At 43.7% G+C, this 24,544-nt stretch carries 20 protein-coding genes; 15 read left to right on the forward strand and 5 right to left on the reverse strand.

From position 1 onward, the window contains the following. The first annotated feature begins 63 nt into the window (after positions 1-63). From ACNPNW_RS07650 to ACNPNW_RS07665, 4 genes are all read left to right on the forward strand, one after another. A complete protein-coding gene (locus ACNPNW_RS07650; protein ID WP_448766827.1) occupies positions 64-1,344 on the forward strand; it encodes an MFS transporter in 1,281 nt (426 codons plus the stop codon). 40 nt (positions 1,345-1,384) lie between these two features. Continuing rightward, positions 1,385-2,056: a 3-oxoacid CoA-transferase subunit A gene (locus ACNPNW_RS07655; protein WP_004280314.1), complete on the forward strand. Its 672-nt coding sequence runs from the start codon at positions 1,385-1,387 to the stop codon at positions 2,054-2,056. Continuing rightward, positions 2,056-2,715, forward strand: a complete 660-nt coding sequence (locus tag ACNPNW_RS07660; RefSeq protein WP_086044822.1) for a 3-oxoacid CoA-transferase subunit B — start codon at positions 2,056-2,058, stop codon at positions 2,713-2,715. The genes ACNPNW_RS07655 and ACNPNW_RS07660 overlap by 1 nt, the downstream gene beginning before the upstream one ends. Positions 2,716-2,921: 206 nt before the next feature. Further along, the gene (locus ACNPNW_RS07665) at positions 2,922-5,501 is read left to right on the forward strand and encodes a bifunctional diguanylate cyclase/phosphodiesterase (protein WP_448766828.1); all 2,580 of its coding nucleotides are present in this window, start codon (positions 2,922-2,924) and stop codon (positions 5,499-5,501) included. 174 nt (positions 5,502-5,675) lie between these two features. Here the strand turns inward: ACNPNW_RS07665 and ACNPNW_RS07670 are convergent, their stop codons facing one another. From ACNPNW_RS07670 to ACNPNW_RS07680, 3 genes are all read right to left on the reverse strand, one after another. Continuing rightward, positions 5,676-6,875, reverse strand: a complete 1,200-nt coding sequence (locus ACNPNW_RS07670) for an MFS transporter (RefSeq protein ID WP_448766829.1) — start codon at positions 6,873-6,875, stop codon at positions 5,676-5,678. A 17-nt stretch (positions 6,876-6,892) separates the two neighbouring features. Further along, complete coding sequence (locus tag ACNPNW_RS07675) at positions 6,893-8,158, reverse strand: DcaP family trimeric outer membrane transporter (RefSeq protein ID WP_448766830.1); 1,266 nt, start codon at positions 8,156-8,158, stop codon at positions 6,893-6,895. 117 nt (positions 8,159-8,275) lie between these two features. Beyond that, entirely contained in the window at positions 8,276-9,574 is a 1,299-nt protein-coding gene (locus ACNPNW_RS07680; RefSeq protein WP_005096906.1) for an MFS transporter, read from the reverse strand. A 456-nt stretch (positions 9,575-10,030) separates the two neighbouring features. Between ACNPNW_RS07680 and ACNPNW_RS07685 the strand changes: the two genes are divergently transcribed. The 3 genes from ACNPNW_RS07685 to ACNPNW_RS07695 are packed head-to-tail and all read left to right on the forward strand — an operon-like array spanning position 10,031 to position 13,564. Continuing rightward, on the forward strand, positions 10,031-10,804 hold the full coding sequence (locus tag ACNPNW_RS07685; RefSeq protein WP_005096905.1) for an enoyl-CoA hydratase: 774 nt from the start codon (positions 10,031-10,033) through the stop codon (positions 10,802-10,804). A 2-nt stretch (positions 10,805-10,806) separates the two neighbouring features. After that, positions 10,807-12,327, forward strand: coding sequence for a 3-hydroxyacyl-CoA dehydrogenase (locus ACNPNW_RS07690; protein WP_448766831.1), 1,521 nt, complete (start codon positions 10,807-10,809; stop codon positions 12,325-12,327). A 25-nt stretch (positions 12,328-12,352) separates the two neighbouring features. Then, positions 12,353-13,564, forward strand: a complete 1,212-nt coding sequence (locus ACNPNW_RS07695) for a 3-oxoadipyl-CoA thiolase (RefSeq protein WP_448766832.1) — start codon at positions 12,353-12,355, stop codon at positions 13,562-13,564. A 119-nt stretch (positions 13,565-13,683) separates the two neighbouring features. On the opposite strand, the gene ACNPNW_RS07700 is transcribed toward ACNPNW_RS07695, so the two are convergent. Next, on the reverse strand, positions 13,684-14,121 hold the full coding sequence (locus tag ACNPNW_RS07700; protein WP_048880901.1) for a PaaI family thioesterase: 438 nt from the start codon (positions 14,119-14,121) through the stop codon (positions 13,684-13,686). 110 nt (positions 14,122-14,231) lie between these two features. Here ACNPNW_RS07700 and ACNPNW_RS07705 point away from each other — a divergent pair, with 110 nt between their 5' ends. From ACNPNW_RS07705 to ACNPNW_RS07740, 8 genes are all read left to right on the forward strand, one after another. Continuing rightward, positions 14,232-14,987: a class II aldolase/adducin family protein gene (locus ACNPNW_RS07705; protein WP_448766833.1), complete on the forward strand. Its 756-nt coding sequence runs from the start codon at positions 14,232-14,234 to the stop codon at positions 14,985-14,987. Continuing rightward, positions 14,984-15,907, forward strand: a complete 924-nt coding sequence (locus ACNPNW_RS07710; RefSeq protein ID WP_448766834.1) for a 2-hydroxyacid dehydrogenase — start codon at positions 14,984-14,986, stop codon at positions 15,905-15,907. Before ACNPNW_RS07705 ends, ACNPNW_RS07710 begins: the two co-directional genes overlap by 4 nt. Positions 15,908-15,941: 34 nt before the next feature. Then, entirely contained in the window at positions 15,942-16,730 is a 789-nt protein-coding gene (locus ACNPNW_RS07715; protein ID WP_448766841.1) for an enoyl-CoA hydratase-related protein, read from the forward strand. Between the two features lie 11 nt (positions 16,731-16,741). After that, positions 16,742-17,722 (forward strand): NAD(P)H-dependent flavin oxidoreductase, encoded by a 981-nt coding sequence (locus ACNPNW_RS07720; RefSeq protein WP_448766835.1) that lies wholly within the window; start codon positions 16,742-16,744, stop codon positions 17,720-17,722. 211 nt (positions 17,723-17,933) lie between these two features. Further along, positions 17,934-19,736, forward strand: coding sequence for an acyl-CoA dehydrogenase C-terminal domain-containing protein (locus ACNPNW_RS07725; protein WP_448766836.1), 1,803 nt, complete (start codon positions 17,934-17,936; stop codon positions 19,734-19,736). A 128-nt stretch (positions 19,737-19,864) separates the two neighbouring features. Continuing rightward, positions 19,865-20,704, forward strand: a complete 840-nt coding sequence (locus ACNPNW_RS07730) for an alpha/beta fold hydrolase (protein ID WP_448766837.1) — start codon at positions 19,865-19,867, stop codon at positions 20,702-20,704. 12 nt (positions 20,705-20,716) lie between these two features. Then, on the forward strand, positions 20,717-22,213 hold the full coding sequence (locus ACNPNW_RS07735) for a flavin-containing monooxygenase (RefSeq protein WP_448766838.1): 1,497 nt from the start codon (positions 20,717-20,719) through the stop codon (positions 22,211-22,213). Between the two features lie 76 nt (positions 22,214-22,289). Further along, entirely contained in the window at positions 22,290-23,972 is a 1,683-nt protein-coding gene (locus ACNPNW_RS07740) for an AMP-binding protein (protein ID WP_448766839.1), read from the forward strand. A gap of 73 nt (positions 23,973-24,045) precedes the next feature. Here ACNPNW_RS07740 and ACNPNW_RS07745 read toward each other — a convergent pair. Next, on the reverse strand, positions 24,046-24,544 hold a 499-nt coding region (locus ACNPNW_RS07745; RefSeq protein ID WP_448766840.1), incomplete at its 5' end, for a CoA transferase.

Here is a 24,544-nt window from a genome sequence, read left to right on the forward strand (position 1 = left end):
CAATAATTAAGTGAAATATACGTTTTAAAAGGCACAGGAGTGCCGAAAAGTAGAAAGAGCATTATGGATACGATCAGTTCACAACAACACCCAGTGGAAGGTGGAAACGAATCCAAGCAAAGAGCCTGGATTCTGGCCTTTATCTTCTCATTTTTGGCATTACTGGTTGATGGTGCTGATATTGCATTATTAGCCTACAGTCTGACCAGTCTGAAACAAGAGTTTTCATTAAGTAATATGCAGGCCGGTGCTTTAGGAAGCTGGACACTTGCAGGGATGGCTATCGGCGGTTTTTTTGGTGGCTGGGCTTGTGACCGTTTTGGCCGGGTTCGTGTGATCGTCATTGCCATCGCATTGTTTTCTTCATTAACTTTCTGGTTAGGATTCGTGGAAAGTTATGATCAGTTCAAATGGCTGCGCTTTACGTCTGCAATTGGACTAGGTGCTCTATATATTGCCTGTAATACCCTCATGGCAGAGTATGTACCCACCAAATATCGCTCTACAGTATTAGCAACGCTTATGACTGGCTGGACTTTAGGCTCGGTGGTCGCAACTGTTCTGGCTGGATGGCTATTGCCTGAATTTGGCTGGCGATACCTCTATTATATTGCCATTATCCCGATTGTACTGGCCTTCGCGATGTACTTCTTGGTGCCTGAACCGAAAGCCTGGTTAGAAGCACGTCAGGCCCACCTGGATGCAAAAGCCAGTGGCATTGTTCAGGAAAAGCCCAAGAACACTTTCAAAATGATTTTTGAAGATGCACTTAGCCGCCGCATGTTTATCCTCTGGTCCTTCAGTACCGCATTTTTACAGTTTGGCTATTATGGAGTCAGCAACTGGCTACCAGCCTATTTAGAGACTGACCTGGGAATCAAGTTTAAAGAAATGACTATGTATATGATCGGAACTTTTCTGATCATGATGTGTACCAAAGTTATTGCCGGTTTTATCGCTGACCGGATTGGCCGTCGTGCGGTATTTGCTTTCGGTACCATGGGTACTGCGATTTTTATCCCTGTGATTGTCTTTGGTAATACGCCAGATAACATTCTCTGGCTGATGTTATTTTTCGGTTTTCTCTATGGTATTCCATACGGTATTAATGCGACTTACATGACAGAAAGCTTCTCCACCAAAGTACGTGGAACAGCAGTAGGTGGTGCATATAACGTGGGCCGACTGGGTGCAGTGTTTGCACCTCTTACGATTGGCTATTTTGCTCAAGGAGGCTCGATTGGTACCGGCTTACTGATTATGGGCATTGCCTATTTTCTTTGTGGCCTGATACCCGCTTTCTTTATTAAAGACCGCTTATTTGATCCGCAAAAGGCAGATTAATCTGCACTCGTAATATAGATAGAACATGCTAGGAAGCAATATGATGAATAAAATCACGCAGGATATCGAGACGGTACTTAAGCAAATTCCTGATGGTGCACACATTATGACCAGTGGTTTTGGCCTGGCAGGTCAGCCGGTAGAATTAATCGAAGCATTAATTGACTTTGGTCCTAGAGACTTAACCATTATTAACAACAATGCAGCTTCTGGAGATCGTGGTCTAACCAATCTGCTGTTGTCTGGACTGGTTAAAAAAATGATCTGTTCATTTCCACGGGCCAATAACTCAACCGTATTTGAAGACCTGTACAAGGCAGGAAAAGTTGAGCTGGAACTGGTGCCACAGGGTAATCTGGCCTGTCGTATTCAGGCAGCCGGTGCTGGCTTAGGGGCTGTTTTTACTCCAACCGGTTTTGGCACCAAAATAGCTGAGGGTAAAGAAACCCGTAATATCAATGGAAAAGATTATGTGCTGGAATATCCGATTCATGCAGATTATGCCTTTGTGTATGCCAATCAGGCAGACCGTTGGGGCAACTTAACCTACCGTAAGGCAGCACGGAATTTTGGTCCAATCATGGCCAAAGCAGCAAAAACCACCATTGCACAAGTCCATCAAGTTGTGGAACTGGGGGAGCTTGATCCAGAGATCATCGTAACGCCAGGGATTTTTGTACAGCATGTGGTCAAGGTTGGAGATATTAAATAATGAATATTCAAAAACGTAGTCGTGAACAGATTGTAGCTAAAGTTGCACAAGACATTCCAACCGGCTCTTTTGTAAATTTGGGTATTGGTTTACCGACACGCGTAGCAGGTTATTTAAAACCTGAACAAGGAGTAATTCTACACTCGGAAAATGGCGTTTTAGGTTTTGCTGCATTGAGTGATCCTGAACAGGCAGATGATGATCTGATTAACGCCGGCAAAGAACTCGTAAGCATGTTGCAAGGTGGCAGTTTTATGAATTCTGCCGACTCTTTCGATATCATGCGAGGCGGGCATCTGGATATCTGTATCATGGGGGCTTTTCAGGTCGCTATTAATGGTGATCTGGCGAACTGGCATACCGGTAATGCTGATGCTGTACCTGCTGTAGGCGGTGCGATGGATCTGGCAGTGGGTGCTCGCTGTGTCTATGTTTGCATGGAACATGTGACCAAAAACGGTGAGGCAAAAATTGTTGAAGAACTGACTTATCCTCTAACAGGTAAACATTGTGTCAACCGTATTTATACTGATTTGTGTGTGATTGAATTAAAAGACCGACAAGCTCAGGTTATTGAAATAGTGGATGGCTTAAGCTTTGAAGAATTACAACAGCAGACAGGCTGTAAATTAGTGGACAGTCGTCAACAAGCAGCCTAAAAATAAGTCCGCAATATTCTGATTAAGTAAAAGTATAGTTTTAGATCACAGCTTCGGCTGTGATTTTTAAATTTTAGAATTATTATCAAATACACGTAATATTGACCATATTTCCGTATTTTAAAGATATAAATACAAACTTTTGCTAATGATTATTTTAATAATAAGTCTAAAATGTTAACAAGCTAAGGAAGGTGATAGTCTGAATGAATAATAATTGTGATGATCAAGAACTTTTTCATATTTTTAATCTGATTGGTCGCCATACTGAACTTAAGCCTATCCTCGATGTCATTAGCCAGTGGCTTGAATCGCGCATTCCAGATGCGCTTGTCACCATTATGCTCTATCAGGATGACACCCAAACTTTAAATGTTATAAGTGGCAAACAGCACTTTTCAAAAGAGTACTGTAATGCTATTCAAGATTTGAAAATTGGGCCAAATCAAGGATCGTGTGGCGTAGCTGCTTTCTTACGTCAGTTGGTCATTAGTCCGAATTTAATGAAAGACCCAAACTGGCAGCCTTACCGTGCTTTGGTAAACGCAGAAAAATTGTCTAGCTGCTGGTCTATGCCGATTATTAATGCTTCAGATATTCTGTACGGAACGTTTGCCACCTATTATCGAACACCAAAAATACCGACTGAACCTCATATTCAGCTTTTACAGCAAGCGGCAAAATTAGTTGCTCTGGCAATTGAGCTTGATCAGGAACGTCAAAAAAGACATGAGCTTAATGAAAAATACAGCTCATTTTATACCTATCATCCAGATATTATTTTTGAACTTGACCTGCAGGGACATGTGCTTAATACCAATATTGCTTGCGAAGAAATTACAGGTTTTTCTAAAGCGCAAATTCATGGTCAGCACTATTGTGCCTTCATACCGCCCGAATTCCATGAACTTGCTAACGTTTCATTTTCAGAAGCGGCGCAAGGTAAATCTCAACATTATGAACTTCCAATTTATAATGTTGCAGGCGATATCTTATGGCTGGATCTGACCAATTTACCGATTATTCAAAATCAGAAAGTCACCGGTATTATTGGCATTGCCCGAGATATTACTGTATCGCGTGAAAACAAGGAGTCTCTACGCTTATTAAAACGTGGAGTAGAGGCCAGTCCGAATAGTCTTTTTATTACCGATGTTTCTGAAGAAAGACTAATGGTGTATGTGAATCCAGCTTTTCTAAAGCTCACTGGTTATACAGCAGCAGAAGTATTAGGACAAAGCTGTTTTTTCTTACAGGGTCCAGATACTGATCCGGATCAGATTGCATTACTCAAGCAAGCGGTCAAAGAACAAAAAGAAATTCAGGTGACTATAAAAAGTTACTGTAAAGATGGCAGCTGGTTCTGGAATCGTTTAACCATAGGTCCTATTTTTGACCAGACAGGAACCTGCACCCATTTTTTGGGGATTCAGGAAGATATTACCCAGCAACGTATTCACGAAGAATATATTCAGCATCAGCATACCCATGACCATTTAACCGGTTTACCGAACCAGTATGCATTCAAACAGATTCTGGAAAATATTTTTGAAGCACAGCACGAGAGCTCACAACCTTTAGTCTTGCTGTATATAGATCTGGATGATTTTAAAAATATCAATGACAGCTTAGGTCATCTGGTGGGTGACCAGATTCTCAAAATTGTAGGCGAGCGGCTGCAAAAATTTGTTCAAGGCAATAATGTGCTATGCCGCTTCGCTGAAGATGAATTTATTTTGCTGCTCTCAGGGACAGATGAGCATACTGAAGTCGAGGCGATCGCCGGAGAAATTCTTGATCTTCTTTCCATGCTGTTTATTGTTGATCAGTACAAAATACATTTAAGTGCCAGTATTGGTATTGTGGCAGATGACAGTTCAATTCATCATTCTTCTGAATTGATTTATCAGTCTGTTTTGGCGATGCAGGAAGCCAAAAGACAAGGTCGTAATATGTGGCAGTGGTATGAAAAAACCAGAATGCAGCCTGTCGCAGAAATAGACTATACGAATCTGCGTCTGGAACTCATGGAAGCGATCAATCAGGAAAATTTTGACCTGTTCTATCAGCCGCTGATTCATCCTGAAACTGGACTGGTGACAGGCGTAGAAGCTTTAATCCGTTGGTGCCATCCACAGCAGGGTTATATTTCCCCAGCGATTTTTATTCCGCTGGCAGAAAGAACCGGGCAAATTATTAGCGTAGGTCAATGGGTATTGGAAAAGGCCTGTTTAGATATTGCCGAGTGGAACAAGATACACAATAGCCAGATCACGGTATCGGTGAATATTTCTCCTTTGCAATTCCGTAGAGCAGGCTTTTTGCAGGTGCTTGAACATGCACTTGAACTCAGTCAATTACCGCCGGAATTACTTAAAATTGAAATTACGGAAGGTGTCATCATTAATGGTGCAGATCGAACGATAGAAATTTTGAAAGCAGTACGTGCTTTAGGTGTACAGGTTGCCATTGATGATTTTGGTACAGGTTATTCGAGTCTCAGTTATCTGCGTCGCTTGCCGATTAATCAAATCAAGTTAGACCGTAGTTTTATTGAAGAGCTGACCCTCGATGGTCAGGATGCTGCAATTGTGCAATCCATTATTCATCTAGCCCATCAGCTGGATTTGGAAGTTGTCGCGGAAGGCGTGGAAACCTTAAGCCAGGCCAGCTTGCTCTACCAACAGGGCTGTGATCTGCTGCAAGGCTTCTTTTATGCAAAACCTGCACCTTTAACTGAATTGAAACTTATTTATCTCGCAATGGAAAATAGTAAATTGAATTAACTCTAAAAAGTTAAGATATCAATATTTTCAACCGCTCTTCAGATAGAAAGACAATGATAAACAGACCTCAAGAATTTTCCTATTTTATGAGCGTATCATCTCTATAATTTATACTCAGTATAGAAAGTGGAATAAAAAATAGATTTTTAACCCACCAAAGGTTTTTAACAGTATCTAAGGCTCAGGCTGAATATTGGCTAAATTTCTTTCTTGGTTTAAATCATAATAGTTAATCACAAAGATCAATAGGGCAAAAATAAAACCTAAAATGACGCAGGCAGACCAGCCATAGCTTTTCCATAAATGCAGCGATAAAAATGCACCCAGACCGGCACCAGAAAAATAACAGGTCATATAGATGGCATTAATCCGCGAGCGAGCCTGCATTGAAATTCGATAGACCAGATTCTGGTTCAGGACATGCAAACAGGAAATTCCGAAATAAGCCAGAATCAAGCCCAGGATATAAATCCATAAATAATTTTGGGCAAAGAATAAGGGAATCCAGGCCAGAATCAGTCCACATGTGGCTAGGTGCGCAATCCATTTTTCCCGATGCCTGCCAATCATTTTACCGGTCCACTGAGAGGACCAGATGCCGACCACTCCCACAATGCCCATGAGGCCAATCTGGAAATCGTTAAAATGATAAGGTGCTTCAGCTAGAATGAACGTCATGGTAGTAAAGATAATACTCAGCATGCCAAAGCCCAAACCTCCGATCATACTCCGCCGGATCAGCATGGGTTCTGTTCGGGCAAAGGTAAATAGTGAGCGATAAATTTGCAATATATTCATCTGCAACTGGCTCTTAGCACTCGGTAACTGGAACCACATGGCCAGACTCAGCAGAAGAATTGCACAACCACTAAATAGGTATACCGCATGCCAGGACCATAAAGTAGAAATTAGTCCGGCCACGGTACGGGCAAACAGAATACCAACCAGAACACCACTCATGAGCAGGCCAACGACTTCGGCACTTTTATCACGTTGCGACAGGCTGGCGGCAAAAGGAATCAGAATCTGGGTGGTGATCGAACAAAAAGAGGCGAGCAGGGTAAAGCCATACAACATATGCAGATTGGTACTGGCTGAAAGCCCAATAAGCGCCAGTCCGGTACAGAACATCAAACAGCAGATGTACAGCCGTTTTTCAAACAAATCCCCCAAGGGGACAAACAAAAATAACCCGGTGGCATAGCCAATCTGGGTCAGCACTACAGTCCAACCAGACTGAGCTACACTAATTTGCAGATCCTCTGCAATAGAATAAATCAAAGGCTGGTTAAAATAATTACAACCTGCGCAGAGTGCACAGGTCATTGCCATCATGAACATGAAACGGCGTGAAATTTGCCCTTGGGCTGACATCCTTGTCTCCTGAGGCTTTAAAAACTATAGTTGGCAGAGAGGTTGATACGCGAAATATCTGCTTCCTTGTTGTCAAAGGTTTCACGCTTGCCATGATGATATTCTGCACCCAGATTAATCTTTGGCACAGGAGAGTAGATCACGTTGGCCACATAGTCGGTTAAGCGCTTATTGGTTTCAGGATTCGCGCGTGCATAGTCGCTGGAATCATCAAAATCAACAACGCTAGCATTGATGCTACTACGTAGTTTCGGCGTGAATTTATGCGTGAAGCCAATATTTATACTATTGAACTCATTCAGTAAAAGTTCATTATTGGCTGCATTAACCGAATAATCTCCACCCCAGGCAGCGCCATCAGTTGTTGATCCTTGAGTCAAGAAAGCTGCAATACGCTGATCACCGACCATATGAAAATAGTTACCTTGAATCGAGTTTTTATCATCTAAACGGTAACGTCCACCAAGACCTACACCCCAACCGACTTTTTCAATATCACCTGTATCTGTTTGCGCTTGCTTTTGATTGACAAAGCCTTGAGCTAATAAATGAAGAGGGCCTGATTGATGAACATATTTAGTGGTTAATGCAGGAAAAGCAGAAGAACGATCGCCACCAGCCATATATTCCAGACCGACATTCCAGGTATTTTCTGGATCAAGTTTAAAAGCATAGCTCACCTGAGGTGTACGTAAGACTGATCCACCCAAGAACAAGCTGTAATCGACAGCTTCAGTGCTAATCTCTGGTGTTGACATCAATGACCAGGCCTGACCAAACGTCCAGTTATAGTATTTTAAGTGTGCATGACGGATACGTAATCCACCATCGCCTTTACCATTGTTGGTCCAGAAGTCGGCTTCTAAACGAGCAGAAACATTCGGATTGCCTCCTAGATCTTTGGCCAGGAAACCAATCCGGCTGGCAGCCGCAGTAAAATCGGAACGTACAGAATCCGGTTCAGTAAAAGGTACTTTATTAATCTGGTTAATGGTACGGCCACGGGCTTCAGTAGTACTTTTGAAATCGACTGCACCATCAAAGCGGATCAAGCCATAAACATCGACATTATCTACCATTGAACTCAGCGTTTTAGAGTCTTGCGCTTTGGCTTGTTCCTGCTGGTTCTTTAATGCAAGTTGCGCGGCTTTTTGTTGTTCTAGTTCTGCCTGGATTTGCTTTAACTGTGACTCAAGAAATTGCATACGGTCTTCAGAAGCTTCTGCTGAAAATGCCTGTGCTGAAGCAATACCACATAATGTCGCTAAAACTAATTTTTTCATTTCTTAATCCCTAAAGAAATTTTTAATCCTGAATGAAAGGAGACCTTTCTATACTGACGTGTTGTAAATATTTGAAGTGAGGAAGGCAGCGATTTGACCTGCCTTCCGAAGTAGGGTTTATTCTGCTTTTTGCGGATCGTATAAACGGTCTTTAATAAACAGGGCAGGAATCAAACCGCATAGGAAATATGCTGCACCCATTACCAACAGACCTGTACCGATCGAACCATGCATCGCCAGATAACCAATCGTAATTGGCGCAAAGATTGCACCGATACGACCAATATTGAATGCACCGCCCACCGCTGTACCACGAACACCAGTCGGGAAACTTTCGGTTAGATAGGTTGCATTGATGGCATATGGAATACCGTACAGGAAGCCGAAGATTAGCATCAGTACGCCAATGTTATCGGCATTATGCATATACACCACGACAGGGATAAATAGCGCTGTTCCCATGGTGCCGAAAGCAAACACAATACGGCGACCAATTTTATCAGCAACATAACCTGCAATGATTTTGGCAAAAATCATGGTGATGAATGTACCCACCATATACAGTGCCATTTCTTTAAACTTAATGCCTAATTCAGCTTCAAGATAACTTGGCAACCAGTTACTTACACCGAAGTAACCAAATAACAGGAAACCGGAGCTGAAAGACCACAAGATGAACATCTTGCCATGAGTTTTATCTTTAAGAATGGTGATGTATGGATTACCTTTTTTGGTATCGTTATCCACAATCTGACCAGTTCTTTTCATTTCACGGACACGTTTCCATGATTCTGGCTCTGGCACCATAAAGTGCATCAGGATACCCAAAGCTAATGGAGCAATTGTGATCCAGTACAGCATACGCCAGCCGAACTCAGGAATAATCCAGCCTGAAATCATGGTAATCACCAATGAACCTAAAGTGAAACCAGTCATCAATGTTGCCAGTACAGTAGTACGGTATTTGGTCGGTACGTATTCTGACATCAGGGTATTACAGGCAATATATAAACAGCCTAAACCCAAGCAAGAAAGAGTACGTAAAATTGCAAATTCAGTATAAGACTGAGCAAAACCTGAGTAGGCTGACAAGATCGAGAAGGCGATGGTGGCCAGTACAATGACGCGGACACGTCCAAATTTGTCGCATGCCCATCCACCAATAAAACCTCCTATCCCCATACCCAAAAGAGAATAACTTCCTAAAGCACCAGCCTGTACAGAAGTTAGTCCCCATTCAGCTTTCAGACTGGTCAGGCTGAAAGCCAGAATCCCGATATCTGCACCGTCACAGAGCAAAATCAGAAAAGCAAAGACAAAAGCCGTCATCCATAGACGTTTTGGCGCCTGTTTGATGGTATCCGTGGAGGAGACATCGGTTTTATTGTCTCCTGTTACGATGGTATCGCTTGTCATTCTTATATCCTCTATATATTAAAAGTAGCATTTCCTCTGCTACCGCTAAATCCATTTTTCTTCCTCACGGAAACATAGTTTTCCTGATTTAACAGACTTGCTCCTGAACGCTACAGCCGCTGTATTTATTATCAGGCTACATTCGATTTTTCACTTTATTACGCTAAATCAAAATCATCTCATTGCTGGAAAATTTGATTTCGTAAATTAATTTTAAGTTCTGCCTTATGGTGATTATTCATTTAAATGGATAATCAGATTGCATTTAAAATATTTAATTCCGTATTGCGAAATCAATTAATCACAAAATAACCATCTAAACAAGAGTTTTTACTCTATTTTTAGTAAAAAATAACTTTTTTGAATTCTGGAGTTAAAAATCCTTGATTTATAGCTTGAGAAACCTTAGTTTTATATAAAATAAAATTTCGCTATACAAAATAAATGGAGATTTTAATGGAACAGGTCGTTCAAGTAGAACAAGTTTCAGCACATGTAGCGATGGTTAAAATTCATCGACCAGAAGCGAAAAATGCCCTGAATACAGAAGTTCGCCAGAAACTTGCGGCGGCATTTTTGCAACTGAATGACGATGAAAATGTACGTGCCATTATTCTTACCGGTGGTGAAACAGATTTCGCAGCAGGTGCCGATCTTAAAGAACTGGCCAATGCAGAAACCATTCAAATGATGCAGCGCCGGACTGAACGTTACTGGCAGGCGATTGCACAGTGTTCAAAACCGGTGATTGCAGCTGTAAACGGTTATGCACTTGGTGGTGGCTGTGAACTGGCGATGCATGCAGATATTATTATTGCCGGGAAAAGCGCCCAGTTTGGTCAGCCTGAAGTGAAAGTGGGTGTTATGCCGGGTGCTGGTGGTACCCAGCGTTTATTCCGTGCAGTTGGCAAATTTCATGCCATGCGCATGATCATGACCGGTTGTCTGGTACCTGCGCCTGAAGCCTATCAAATTGGTCTGGTGTCCCAGGTGACTGAAGACAGTGAAACCCTTGCAACAGCAATCAAGATGGCTGAAGGCCTAGCGAAAATGCCGCCAATTGCTCTAGAGCAAATCAAGGAAGTGGCTTTACTGGCGGAAGATGTGCCGCTCAATGCTGGACTTACCCTGGAACGTAAGTCTTTCCAGATGCTGTTTTCTTCAGAAGATCAAAAAGAAGGTATGCAGGCCTTTATCGAAAAACGTAAACCAAATTATCAGGGACGATAAGCATGAGTATTCGGATTCAGAAAATCGGCATTATTGGTGTAGGCACGATGGGTGCAGGTATTGCCCAGATCGCGATTCAGTCTGGTCATGATGTGGTACTGTTTGATGCCAAAGAAGGGGCAGCCGAACAGGCACAGGACAAACTGGCCAAAACATTAAATACCTTGGCAGATAAAGGAAAATTCAGCCATGAAAAAGCCGCTGAAGATATTGCTCATCTATCGACTGCGCAGCAGCTAGAAGACCTGAAAGATTGTGACTTGATTGTTGAAGCGATTATTGAAAATCTGGAAATCAAGCAAAAACTGATGCAGCAACTGGAAGGAATTATAAAACCAGAAGCGATTCTGGCATCCAATACATCTTCATTGTCGATCAGTGCAATCGCTGCCAACTGTAAGCAGCCAGAACGTGTTGCCGGTTATCACTTCTTTAATCCGGTCCCACTCATGAAAGTGGTCGAAGTGATTGAAGGCTTTAATACCCGTGCTGACATTATTGAAGCATTAACCCAGCTCTCTATAAAAATGGGGCATCGTCCGGTCAAAGCTAAAGATACGCCAGGGTTTATCATTAACCATGCCGGCCGTGCCTTTGGTAGCGAAGCCTACGCAATTCTGAATGAAAATGTTACACCATTTTATGATATTGACAGGATCTACCGTGACGGAATCGGTTTCAAAATGGGGCCGTTTGAATTAGGTGATCTGACCGGTATGGATGTCTCGCACCCGGTGAGTGAGTCGATTTATCACCAGTATTATGAAGAAGCACGTTACCGTCCAAGCGTGATTACCCGTCAGCGTTTTATTGCCAAGCAGTTAGGTCGTAAAACCGGTAAAGGTTTTTATGATTACACATCGGGTAGCAAAGAAGGTGATGTTGCTCCAGCATTAGTTGAAAAGTTAAGTCAATATCCATCAGTCTGGCTAGGCACCGAATATGACGAAGACCGTCAGGCACTTGAGCAATATCTGCAACAGTTCAACATTCAGATTGAGCAAACTGAGATACCTTCAGTAGAGGCTTTAATCCTGATTGCCACTTATGGTGAAGATGCAACATCAGCCGCTGTCCGTTATCAGGTGGCACCTCAGCAAGTGGTGTGTATCGATCTGCTATATAGTCTAAACAAACACCGTACCTTGATGCCAACTTTTATCACCCAACCTGAGCTGGTAAAAGCAGCCCAATCGATTTTCAATCTGGATGGTGTGACCGCCAGCGTAATTCAGGAAAGCGTAGGCTTTGTGGCTCAACGTGCTTTGGCAATGATTGTGAATCTCGGCTGTGATATTGCCCAGCAAGGCATTGCAACGGTAGAAGATATCAACATCGCGGTGAAATTAGGCCTTGGCTATCCATATGGTCCAATTGAATGGGGGGATGTGCTGGGAGCTGAAAAAATTCTAAAAATTCTGGATCGTATGACTGCGATTACCCGTGACCAGCGTTACCGTCCAAGTCCTTGGTTGCGTCGCCGCGTTCAGCTTGGTCTACCACTTGTTCATACAACACATTAATTAGAAAGTTAAAGGAATAACACTCATGTTAAATGCATATATTTATGATGGTTTACGTTCGCCAATCGGTCGCCATGCAGGCAGTCTGGCAAGCGTACGTCCAGATGATCTGGCAGCAACAGTCATTAAAAACCTGCTGGAAAAAACCGGTATCCCGGCAGCAGATGTAGAAGATGTAATCTTTGGTAGCACCAACCAGGCCGGTGAAGACAGCCGTAATGTGGCACGTTTTGCAGCATTGTTAGCAGGTATGCCGGTAACAGTTCCAGGTCAGACGGTAAACCGCTTATGTGCATCAGGTCTCGGTGCTGTGATTGATTCGGCACGTGCCATTACTGCAGGTGAAGGCGAGTTGTACATTGCCGGTGGCGTAGAAAGTATGACCCGCGCGCCTTTTGTGATGGGCAAAGCAGAAAGTGCTTATTCACGTGATGCCAAAATTTATGACACCACGATTGGTACCCGTTTCCCGAACCGTAAATTTACGGATCAGTTTGGCGCGCACAGTATGCCTGAAACAGGTGATAACGTGGCTGAAGAATTTGGTATTAGCCGTGAACAGGCTGATACCTTTGCTGCTGCATCACAGGCAAAATATCAGGTAGCGAAAGAATCAGGTTTCTTTGAAGGTGAAATTACCCCGATTGAAGTTTCTCAAGGACGCAAATTGCCGCCTAAACAAATTACTGAGGATGAGCATCCACGTGCATCTTCAACATTTGAAGCTTTATCCAAGTTAAAACCGCTATTTGAAGGTGGTGTAGTAACAGCAGGTAATGCATCAGGAATCAATGACGGCGCTGCAGCACTGATTATCGGCAGTGAAAAAGTGCAGGAACAGTATGGCTTAAAACCTTTAGCTCGTATTCTGTCTTCTGCAGCCGCTGGCATTGAGCCACGCATCATGGGAGCAGGCCCAATTGAAGCGATTAAAAAGGCAGTACAGCGTGCGGGTTTGACGCTAGACGATATGGATATCATCGAGATTAATGAAGCCTTTGCCAGTCAGGTATTATCTTGCCTGAAAGGTCTGGATGTCGCTTTGGATGATCCGCGTGTTAATCCAAATGGTGGTGCGATTGCCATTGGTCATCCACTGGGCTGTTCGGGTGCGCGTTTGGCTTTAACCGTTGCACGTCAGTTACAGCGTACCGGTAAAAAATATGCCGTGATCAGTCTGTGTATCGGTCTGGGTCAAGGCCTGGCGATGGTGATTGAAAACCCTGAAGCTGCATAACAGCTTAAGTAATCGCCTTAATGCCATGTATTTATCAGATGCATGGCATTTTTTATTGGGATTTTTTCAAAATAAAAAAATCCCTGCACATACAGGGATTGATTACATCAGTGTAATGATTACTTACGACCAGTGACTAATAATGTTGCCGACCCAAAGGCATAAACTTTACCTTCTTTATCGATAATTCTGCCTTCTGAGGTCAGTACATTGCGTCCAATCCGGATAACTTCACCAATAGCGGTATAGGTTTCGCCGCTTTTCATCGCTTTCAGCATTTTTACATTCAGGTCGATGGTCGAAAAACTGACACCTGCATCTACTGTCGTGTGTACGGCAGCGCCAGTGGCACTATCTAGAACCGTTGCACAAAAGCCGCCATGAATACCACCCTGTAAATTGTAATGGCGCTGATCAGGACGCACTTCATATTCCACATAGTTTTCGCGCACTAAGGTCAGACGCATGGGAATAATTTCACTCATGGCTGAACTGGGAATTTCCCCATTCTTAATTGCGGTGAGATATTCAAGTCCGTTTAATTGTGATGTGGGCATATCCACTCCTTGTAACGATTTATTTCGCTTTATGAAATAATATTCTGTTTTTCTAGAATTATGATATAACAGATAGTGATCGAAATGCTATATTTTTCCAGGATGGAATGATGACAATAAAAAATCTCGTCACAGATGCTGAATGGCAGGCACGTTGTGAACTCGCAGCGCTTTATCGCATTATTGCGCATTACCGGATGACGGACCTGATCGATACTCACATCAGTTTAAGAGTCCCTGATCAGCCTGACTGTTTTCTGATTAATCAGTATGGTGTCGCTTTTGAAAAAATGTGTGCTTCAACGCTGGTCAAGATTAATCATGAAGGGCAGTTCGTAGAAAGCTATGAACAGGACAAGCCGGTGAATATGGCTGGCTTCGTCATCCACTCCGCAATTCATGAAGCACATGCTCATCTGAACTGTGTTATTCATACGCATACCGCAGATGGCATAGCAGTTTCTGCACAGAAACACGGACTTCTGCCCATTTCCCAGCACGCCATGAAGTTTTATCAGCAGGTGGCCTATCACGAATATGAAGGCGTGGCACTTTCAACAGATGAACAAGAATGCCTGATTCAGGACCTGGGCGGCCATCGCGCCATGATTTTACGCAATCACGGACTTTTAACGGCTGGCGAAACGATTGCACGGGCTTTTCATGAAATCTATTTTCTGGAGCGTGCCTGTCAGGCGCAGGTCAAGGCCTTAAGTGGCGGTGCCGAACTGCATTATCCAGCAGAAGAAGTCCGAATTAAAACCGCCAAGCAGTTCGCCAGTCCTTTAGTTGAACCGATTTTACAGCGTGCCTGGCAGGCTGCGTTATCCTTGATTGAGCATCAATATACGGAGTATGCATCATGATTGTAATATCCAGTACTGTGCCGAATATTGAAGCCATTCTGGTGAAGTCTTTTCAGAAATATGCGCCTGAGGGTAGTTTTTGTACACTGGACAGCCCGGAAGCTGAACAGGCGACCACAGCAGCTTCGTGGTTTCCAGATCTGGAAAAACTCTGGCAACTTCCAGAACTTGGTCTAATTCATTCGATTGCTGCAGGAGTCGAACATTTAAATTTAAACGAGATTAGAGCTGACCAGTCAGTCTGCCGGGTACTGGATCCACATCATCAAAAGGGCATGTTTGATTATCTGCTTTGGGGTGTGCTGTATTTTCAGCGTTATTTTGACCGCATGATCCAGCAGCAAAAGCAGCAGTTATGGAAACAGTATCGTCAAAGTTATAGTCATCATATCCAGATCGGGATTATGGGCCTTGGCCATATGGGCGGTTATGTGGCAAAACGTTTTGCCGACATGGGCTATCAGGTGTCTGGATGGTCCAATTCCCCAAAAGAGATTGCTCAGGTCAAAAGCTATGTAGGCCAAGAACAGCTTTCCGAGTTCCTGGCCCACAGCCAGATATTGATTAATCTGCTGCCACTCACTGAAGAAAACACCGGTATTCTTTCTGCTGAATTATTTCAACAGTTACCTGAACACGCTGCTCTTATTCAGGTGGGTCGTGGGCAGCATTTAATCGAGCAGGATCTACTCAATGCACTGGATTCAGGTCATCTCCGTGGCGCAATTGTCGACGTATTTGAACAGGAGCCATTAGCTGCTGAACATCCATTCTGGCAGCATGAAAAGATCGTTGTTACACCACATGTTGCCTCACATGCACCCATGTCTGTGGTGGTGGAACAGATTCTAGAAAATGACCGACGTTTAAATCTCGGGCTGGATTTATGCCATCAGGTAGATGTTAATAAAGGCTATTAATTGTAGGGATACCGGAAAAATAAGGAAATTGATGATGTGGAAAACGATTCAAACTCAGGTTCAGCAAGGCGTCGCAACCTTAAGCTTTAACCGCGCGGATTCACTCAACAGTTTTAACCAGCAAATGCATGAGGAAGTGCAACAGGTGCTGAAAAACTGGAATACAGATCCGAATATTCGGGTAATTGTGATTCGCGGTAATGGCCGGGCATTTTCAGCCGGACAGGATTTAAAAGAACGTGCTGGACAGCTCGGCAATGTGCCTTTGCCACCGCAAGGCTCGCTGGCCAAATACTATAATCCCTTGATTAATCTGATCCGCCAGAGCCCCAAACCGGTAATCGCAGCAGTGAATGGTGTGGCTGCTGGTGCAGGTGCCAATATCGCGCTGGCCTGTGATCTGGTCATTGCCAAGGAAAGTGCCCGATTTATTCAGGCCTTTTCTAAAATTGGCTTGATTCCTGATGCCGGTGGCACCTGGATGTTGCCACGTTTAATCGGTTATGCACGTGCCATGGCACTTACTTTTCTGGGGGAACCGGTGCATGCCAAAGAGGCCGCCGAAATGGGCATGATCTGGAAAATGCTTCCAGATACAGAATTTGATGCTTATATCGACGACATTGCACAGCGATTATCTCAACAGCCGACTTATGCGCTGGCTTTAACCAAACAGGCCTTGCAACGCAGTGCTGAAAATAACATAGACCAGCAACTGGAGCTGGAACAAAACCTGCAATATCTGGCTCTGAGCAGTCAGGACTATAAAGAAGGTGTCCAGGCTTTTGTCGAAAAACGCCCTGCACAATTTACCGGATGCTAAGGAGAGCATTTATGAAAATTAAGACCCGTATTACCGAGCTTTTAGGCATTCGCTATCCAATTATTCAGGGCGGCATGATGTGGGTCGGTACCGCAGAAATGGCCAGTGCCGTATCTAATGCAGGTGGCTTGGGAACATTAACGGCATTGACTCAACCGACGCCTGAAGTCCTGGTCAAGGAAATTGCACGCTGCCGAGAAATGACCGATCAGCCTTTTGCGGTCAATCTGACTTTATTGCCCGCTGTGAATCCGCCGCCGTATGCCGAATATCGACAGGCTATTATTGAAAGTGGTATCAAGATCGTAGAAACGGCAGGCAACAAGCCTCATGAACATATTGAGGCGTTTAAGCAACATGGCATTATTGTCATTCATAAATGTACTTCCGTTCGTCATGCGCTTTCAGCACAAAGAATTGGTGCGGATATCATCTCGATTGATGGTTTTGAATGTGCGGGCCATCCGGGTGAAGATGATATTCCTGGCCTGATTTTAATTCCTGCCGCTGCTGATCAGCTCACTGTGCCGATTGTGGCCAGTGGCGGTTTTGCTGATGGCCGTGGTCTGGTCGCAGCTTTGGCTTTAGGTGCTGAAGGCATCAATATGGGTACTCGCTTTTGTGCCACTCAGGAAGCGCCGATCCATCCAAACATCAAACAGTTCTATGTCGATAATGATGAAAGGGCGACGCATCTGCTATATCGACAGTTCAGGAATACTGCCCGTGTTGCCAAAAATGCGGTATCTGATCTAGTGGTTAAAATGAGTGAAGATCCAAATCTGGAGTTTGAACAGATTCGGCCTTATGTCAGCGGTTTAAAAGGCAAGCTCGCTTTAGAAAATGGCGATATTGATGCTGGTGTACTGACTGCAGGTCAAGTGATGGGATTGATTCATGACATTCCGACTTGTCAGGCGCTGATCGAAAATATCATGCAGGAGGCAGAGCAGATCGTTCATCAGCGTTTAGCTCAATTTTTTCCACGTTAATTAACTTTAGTGCAGTCGCTGAATAGGAAAGCCATTCCACCATGAATGGCTTTTTTTCATTCTATATATTTTTTATTTTTAAATGGGAAATTTCATCGAATGACTAGATTTTATTCTTTAAATTATATTATAGTGGATTTAAAACATAATTTCGTATTATGAAATTAATTGTCATAAATATACAAATTAGAACTCATACAAGGGAATTACGATGAGAAATTATATTGCGCCATTAAAAGACATGAAGTTTGTCCTGAAAGACCTGTTAAACGTTGAACAGAAATATCAGGGCTATGCAAAATTCGCAGACAAGGTTTCTATGGATATTATGCAGCAATATCTGGAAGTTGCTGCGGACTTTTGCCAAAACGAACTTCTACCGATTAATGCGACAGGCGACCAGCAGGGTTGCCGTTTGCAGGATGGCATCGTAACTACCCCGGATGGGTTTAAAGCAGCTTATGACAAATATGTAGAACTCGGCTTTACCTCTTTAACCGGTGATGAACAATATGGCGGTCAGGGCTTCCCAACTTTATACCGGATTGCTATTTCTGAAATTATTACTGCAACCAACTGGTCTTGGGGCATGTACCCAGGCCTGTCCCATGGTGCCATGCGTACTTTAGAGCACCACGGTAGCGATGAACAGAAACAGAAGTTTCTGGTACCTTTAATTGCAGGCCGCTGGACTGGAACCATGTGCTTGACTGAATCTCATGCCGGTTCTGACCTAGGTTTAATCCGTACCAAAGCAGTGCCAAATGAAGACGGCAGCTATAGCATCAGTGGCGAGAAAATCTTTATCTCAGCCGGTGAACATGATCTGGCTGAAAATATCGTGCATATCGTATTGGCACGTTTGCCAGATGCACCTGCGGGAACCAAAGGTATTTCGCTGTTTATTGTGCCGAAATACAATCTGGATGAAGCTGGTAATGTGGCTTCCCGTAATGGCGTGGTATGTAGCGCTCTTGAACACAAGATGGGCATTCACGGTAACGCGACCTGTGTGCTGAATTTTGATAATGCCAAAGGTTTCCTGATTGGGCCTGAAAATCGCGGCCTAAACTGCATGTTTACCTTTATGAACTCGGCACGTATCGGTACAGCCATTCAAGGCTTGGCAGCAGCAGAGTCTTCTTACCAGGGGGCATTGGCTTATGCCCAAGACCGTCTGGCGATGCGTTCACTTGAAGGTGCGAAAGCGCCAGGCCAACCTGCAGATCCGATTATCGTGCATCCGGCAGTACGTAACATGCTGCTGACTCAAAAGGTGTTTGCAGAAGGTTCACGTGCACTTGCATATTATCTGGCGACCTATGCCGATATTGCTGAAGCCACTGACAGCCCGGAAGAAAAGAAAGCAGCTGAAGACCGTCTAGCATTATTAACCCCTATTGCCAAAGCATTAATGACCGAAACCGGCATAGAAGCGGCTAAACATGGTATGCAGATTTTCGGTGGTCACGGTTATATTGCTGAACATGGCATGGAACAGATTGCCCGTGATGCACGTATTGCCAGCCTCTATGAAGGAACTACTGAAATTCAGTCCATTGACTTGCTGGCGCGTAAAGTGCTGGGCTCAAAATTGGGTTTGCTGACCGCATTAACCGATGAAATTCAGGGCTTTGTAAAAGAGCATCAGCAACATGTCCAGTTCAGCCAGCAAGTTGCACAAGTCAGCCAGTTGACTGAACAATGGCTGAAATTAACCAGAACCATTCAGGAGCAGGCTCAACAGTCTGCCAATGAAATTGGGGCAGCATCAGTTGACTACCTATATTTCTCTGGTTATGTCGTGTCCGCTTATTTGTGGCTGAAAATGGCAATTACTGCGCAGCAGAAAATTGAAGAAGGCAATACTGATCCGTTCTATGCAGCCAAGATCAAAACTGCACAATTCTTCTTTGCGCGTATTTTGCCAAGAACTTCAACCCACTTTGCCAATATTCAGGCGGGCGGTGAAAGCCTGTTTTTACTTGAACCTGAAGAGTTCAAATTCGATTAAACCTTTTGACCCACGATACTCGTGTCGTGGGTCTTTTTTAATAATTTTTGCATCCTCACCCAATTCAAATATTGAGATTTATTCTCGGATATTGAATAAACCATAAAACAACAAGATCAGGAGTCTATATGGATTTAGACATGATTACTCGACAGTGTCCTTATGCTGATCTGCAGCTTAATTTTCATGAAGTCGGACAGCGTTCTGCATTTCCGACTATTATTTTGATTCATGGCACCGGTGGAAATACCGACAAGCATTTCAGCTATATTTTTCCGATGCTGGGTATTCATCAGCGGGTTTTATCCATTGATTTGCATACCCCTAATAAAGCTGATCTAAAGGTGACTGATTTTAGCCAACAGGTTGAAGCATTGATTCAGCATGCAGTTGCAAAAGATGAAATCATTACAGTGGTCGGCTATTCACTCGGTGCCGTGATTGCTGCACAAGTAGCAGCTAGTTTAAAACAGCGCATAGCACGTTTGATCCTGTTAGCCGGTTGGGCCAAGACCAGCTCGGTGCAACAACTACGGACCACCATCTGGCAGCAATTATTTACTGAACAATCTGCGGCCTTGCCTCATTTTGTCAATTATTGCCTATATAGCGATGATTATCTGTCTGCACGAAGCGAACAGCAGGTGTTGGATCTGGCACGCTTTGTTAAACCTTCCCAAGATGCAGCCAAACAGCGTGAACTGAATTATCGCATTGATATTACATCGATCTTGCCTGAGATTGGCGCAGAAACTCTAGTCGTTGCCTGTCGTGAAGACCGCATGGTGCCTGTATCCCAAGCTAAACTGCTGTTTGCTTCAATTTCGAACAGTCGCTATATCGAAATTTCTTCAGGACATGCGCTCTATGTCGAAGCGCCAGCCGAAGTGGTGCAACTGGTAAACCAGTTTAGCCAGCATCCAGAACAATATCCGGTGAATCAAAAAATCCAGCCTTATATGCCTTAAAGGAGATAAATAATGCAAGCTAAAGGACAGCGCAGCAAGATTCTAATTGTAGGCAGCGGTTTTGGTGGTTTGGGAATGGCAATCCGCCTTAAACAGCAGGGCATCCACGATTTTAAAATCATTGAACGTGCAGCAGAAGTGGGCGGTACTTGGCGTGACAATACCTATCCCGGAGTCGCCTGTGATGTACCTTCCCATTTATATTCTTTCTCGTTTATTAAAAATCCCAACTGGTCGCGTGTCTTTCCACAAGGGGTAGAAATTCAGCGCTATTTAATTCAATGCTGTGATCAGGAAAATATCCGGCCCCATATTAATTTTCATACCCAACTGGAAAAGGCCAGCTGGAATGCACGAGAACGCATCTGGGAAATTCACACCTCTATAGGTCTGTATCAGGCTGAGATTTTAATTACCGCAACCGGGCATCTGGCAGATGAGCATCTCCCGAAAATTCCGGGGCTGGAAGAATTTGAAGGCCAAGTGATGCATTCCGCGCGCTGGAACCACGAGCTGAATCTGGAAAATCAACATGTCGTTGTGGTGGGTTCTGGTGCTTCTGCCATCCAGCTTGTGCCGGAAATTTCCAAAACAGCCAAAAGCCTGACCGTCTTGCAACGTAGTGCGCCATATATTTTGCCCCGACCAGACCGAGCTTATTCTGAGTCAGAAAAACAGCTTTTCCGCAAAGATCCGGACAGTATGTCGGCCCTCAGACATTCCTTGTTCTGGGGCAATGAATACAATTTTGCCCAGCGCCGTAATCTGAAAAGCCAGATTGAGCGGGTCAAGAAAAACTGCCTGCAATTCTTAAAACATCAGATTTCAGATCCTGAATTACAGCACAAACTCACGCCGAATTATGAACCTGGTTGTAAGCGCTTATTGCTTTCTAATGATTATTATCCAACCTTTTTAAAACCGCATGTCACACTTGAAGACTCAGCATTGGCAGAAGTTACGAAATACGATGTATTAAGCCAGGCTGGAAATAAATTTTTTGCAGATATCATCGTATTTGCCACCGGATTTGAAGCGGCACGTCCACCTTATGCCGCGAAGGTGGTAGGTAAACAGGGTTTAAGCCTGGAACAGCAATGGTCCAGCGGTATGCAGGGTTATCAGTCAACGACCGTACACAACTTTCCAAACCTGTTCATTCTGAATGGGCCAAATACAGGCAGTGGACATAATTCAGCGCTTTATTTTCTGGAAACCCAGTTTGATCTGGTACTGGATGCCTTGCAGTTTTTTGAGCAGGAACAGATTCAGGTCTTTGAAGCAGATCAGAGTGCTGAAAATAGCTATATGCAGGAGCTACAGCAGCTTTCCCAAGGTAGTGTCTGGTTATCGGAAAGCTGTAAAAGCTGGTATCTGGACCCGGTCAGTCGCAAGCTGACTTTGGTCTGGCCGGATTATGCTCATTCATTTAGGGATAAAAATCAGCATTTTATTCGTAGCGGTTATCACTACCAGTATGTTGAATCGAGACAGCAGAAAGTGGTGTAAAAATATTTAATTAAAATCAAAATCTTATGGTTTAAATAATACAAAATAATTGTAAATCCAGGACAGGAGTATAGTCATGAGCAGTCAGCCATGGATGGAAGAATATAAAAAGTGGAATATCAATCCGGAGTTTACCCGGCCAGATCCTGAGAAAACCCTGAGCACGACAATTGCTGAGAATTTGGTGAAATTTCAGGATAAAACCGCATTTATCTATCTGGATCGTAAATTCAGCTATCAAGATGTCGATATGTATAGCCAGAAGCTGGCAAGCTATTTACAGAGTCTTGGGCTGACTGCTGGCAGCCGTATTGCGGTGATGCTGCCAAATATTATTCAGTATCCAATTGCTACTTTTGCCATTATTCGTGCTGGTTATGTGCTGGTCAATGTCAACCCCATGTACACCCAGCGCGAGCTCTATCATCAGCTACAGGATTCAGGTACAGAAGCCTTGATTATCTTGGTACAGACTTTGGAGCAATTAACAGCACTAGATGAATGTCCTCAACTCAAATATATCATTTCAACGCATTCGCTGGATTTTATTCAAGAGCAGCCAAATACTATTTATAGTCAGGCAGCACAATATCCGGATAAACAGTTTTCTGACTTTAGACAGGCAATAAATCAGGTAGAAATTATTGATTTCAAAACACCTGTACAGCATCAGGAAGATACGGTCATTCTGCAATACACGGGAGGTACCACAGGTGTTTCTAAAGGTGCAGAACTGAGCCATCGCAATATTTTATTTAATATCGCCCAGAACAGTACCGTATTTATCAGCCATTTTGGTGACCGCTATGCCACTGAAAATGAATATGTATTCTGTGCCTTGCCGCTGTATCACATTTATGGATTTACCATCTGCCTGTTCAGTTATGGTTTAAGCCGTGGTTTTGCCAATGTCTTGATTCCAAATCCGAGAGATCTGGATGCTTTGGTGGATCAATACCAGAAACATCCACCGACCGTTTTTCCGGGTGTGAATACCATGTTTAATGCCTTGGCGCATCATTCACGTTTCCGTGAGCTGGATCATTCACGCCTGAAAACCACAACCGGCGGAGGAGCATCTATTCTGAAAAATACGGCAGAGTTATGGCATGAGGTTACAGGCTGCCAGATTTATGAAGGCTACGGACTTTCTGAAACCTCACCGACTGCAACTTTTAGCCCGCCTTTAAGCCGGCGATTTAGTGGCACGATTGGCTTGCCATTGGCAGGAACTGAAATTCTAATTCTGAATGATGAAGGAAAACCTGTAGAGCTTAATCAGGCTGGAGAAATCGCCATACGTGGTCCACAGGTGATGAAAGGATACTGGCAGCAACCGGAAGGAACAGCACAGGTATTTACCAAAGATGGATTCTTCCTGACAGGTGATATCGGTTGTATGGACGAACAGGGCTATATCACCATTCTGGACCGCAAAAAAGACATGATTCTGGTCTCCGGATTTAATGTTTATCCCAATGAGCTGGAAGGCGTACTGTCCAAACACCCTAAAATACTGGAATGTGCAGTGATTGGTATTGATGATGAAAAATCTGGACAGGTACCCAAGGCATTTATTGTGAAACAGGATAAAACTCTGACCCAAGATGGAGTCATGACTTATCTGAGGCAGCAACTGACCAGTTATAAACTGCCCAAATACATTGAGTTTGTGGCTGGATTGCCAAAGTCAACAGTAGGCAAAATTCTGCGTCGTGAACTGCCTCGTACTGTTCAGCCGAGTGACAAAGCCTGTTAAGCAATAATAGAAAATCTGACCATAGTCAAAATAAAAAAGGAATCAAAAGATTCCTTTTTTACTACTTGCAGGTTTATCGCTGCTGGATGATTTTTTTGCTTTTTAGTTCTTCTATTTCAGCAGAACTTAAATATTGACTCAAAATGGCATCGGTATCTTCACCCAGACAAGGTGGGGCCTTTTTATATTCTACCGGTGTCTTGGAAAGTTTAATCGGTGAACCGATTGAGGTGTAATCTTCACGTAAGGTATGTGGCATCTGAATCACCATATCACGTGCCAATACCTGTTCTTCTTGCAAAGTCTGTTTCAGATCATTGATCATTCCTACCGGCACTTTAACCGCATGAATCAGATCCACCCAGGTTTTTGCCGGTCGAGTATAGAAATGAGCCTGTAGAACTGTGGTCAGTTCTTCACGATGTGTGACACGGCCTGAATTTTTCAAGAAGCGAGGATCTTCTGCCACCTTAGCCAAACCAACGGCCTGACACAAAGCTTTAAATTGCAGATCATTACCACAGGCAATAATAAATTCACCTTTCTGGGCTTTAAACACCTGATAGGGCACA

The sequence above is a fragment of the Acinetobacter endophylla genome (assembly GCF_053543775.1).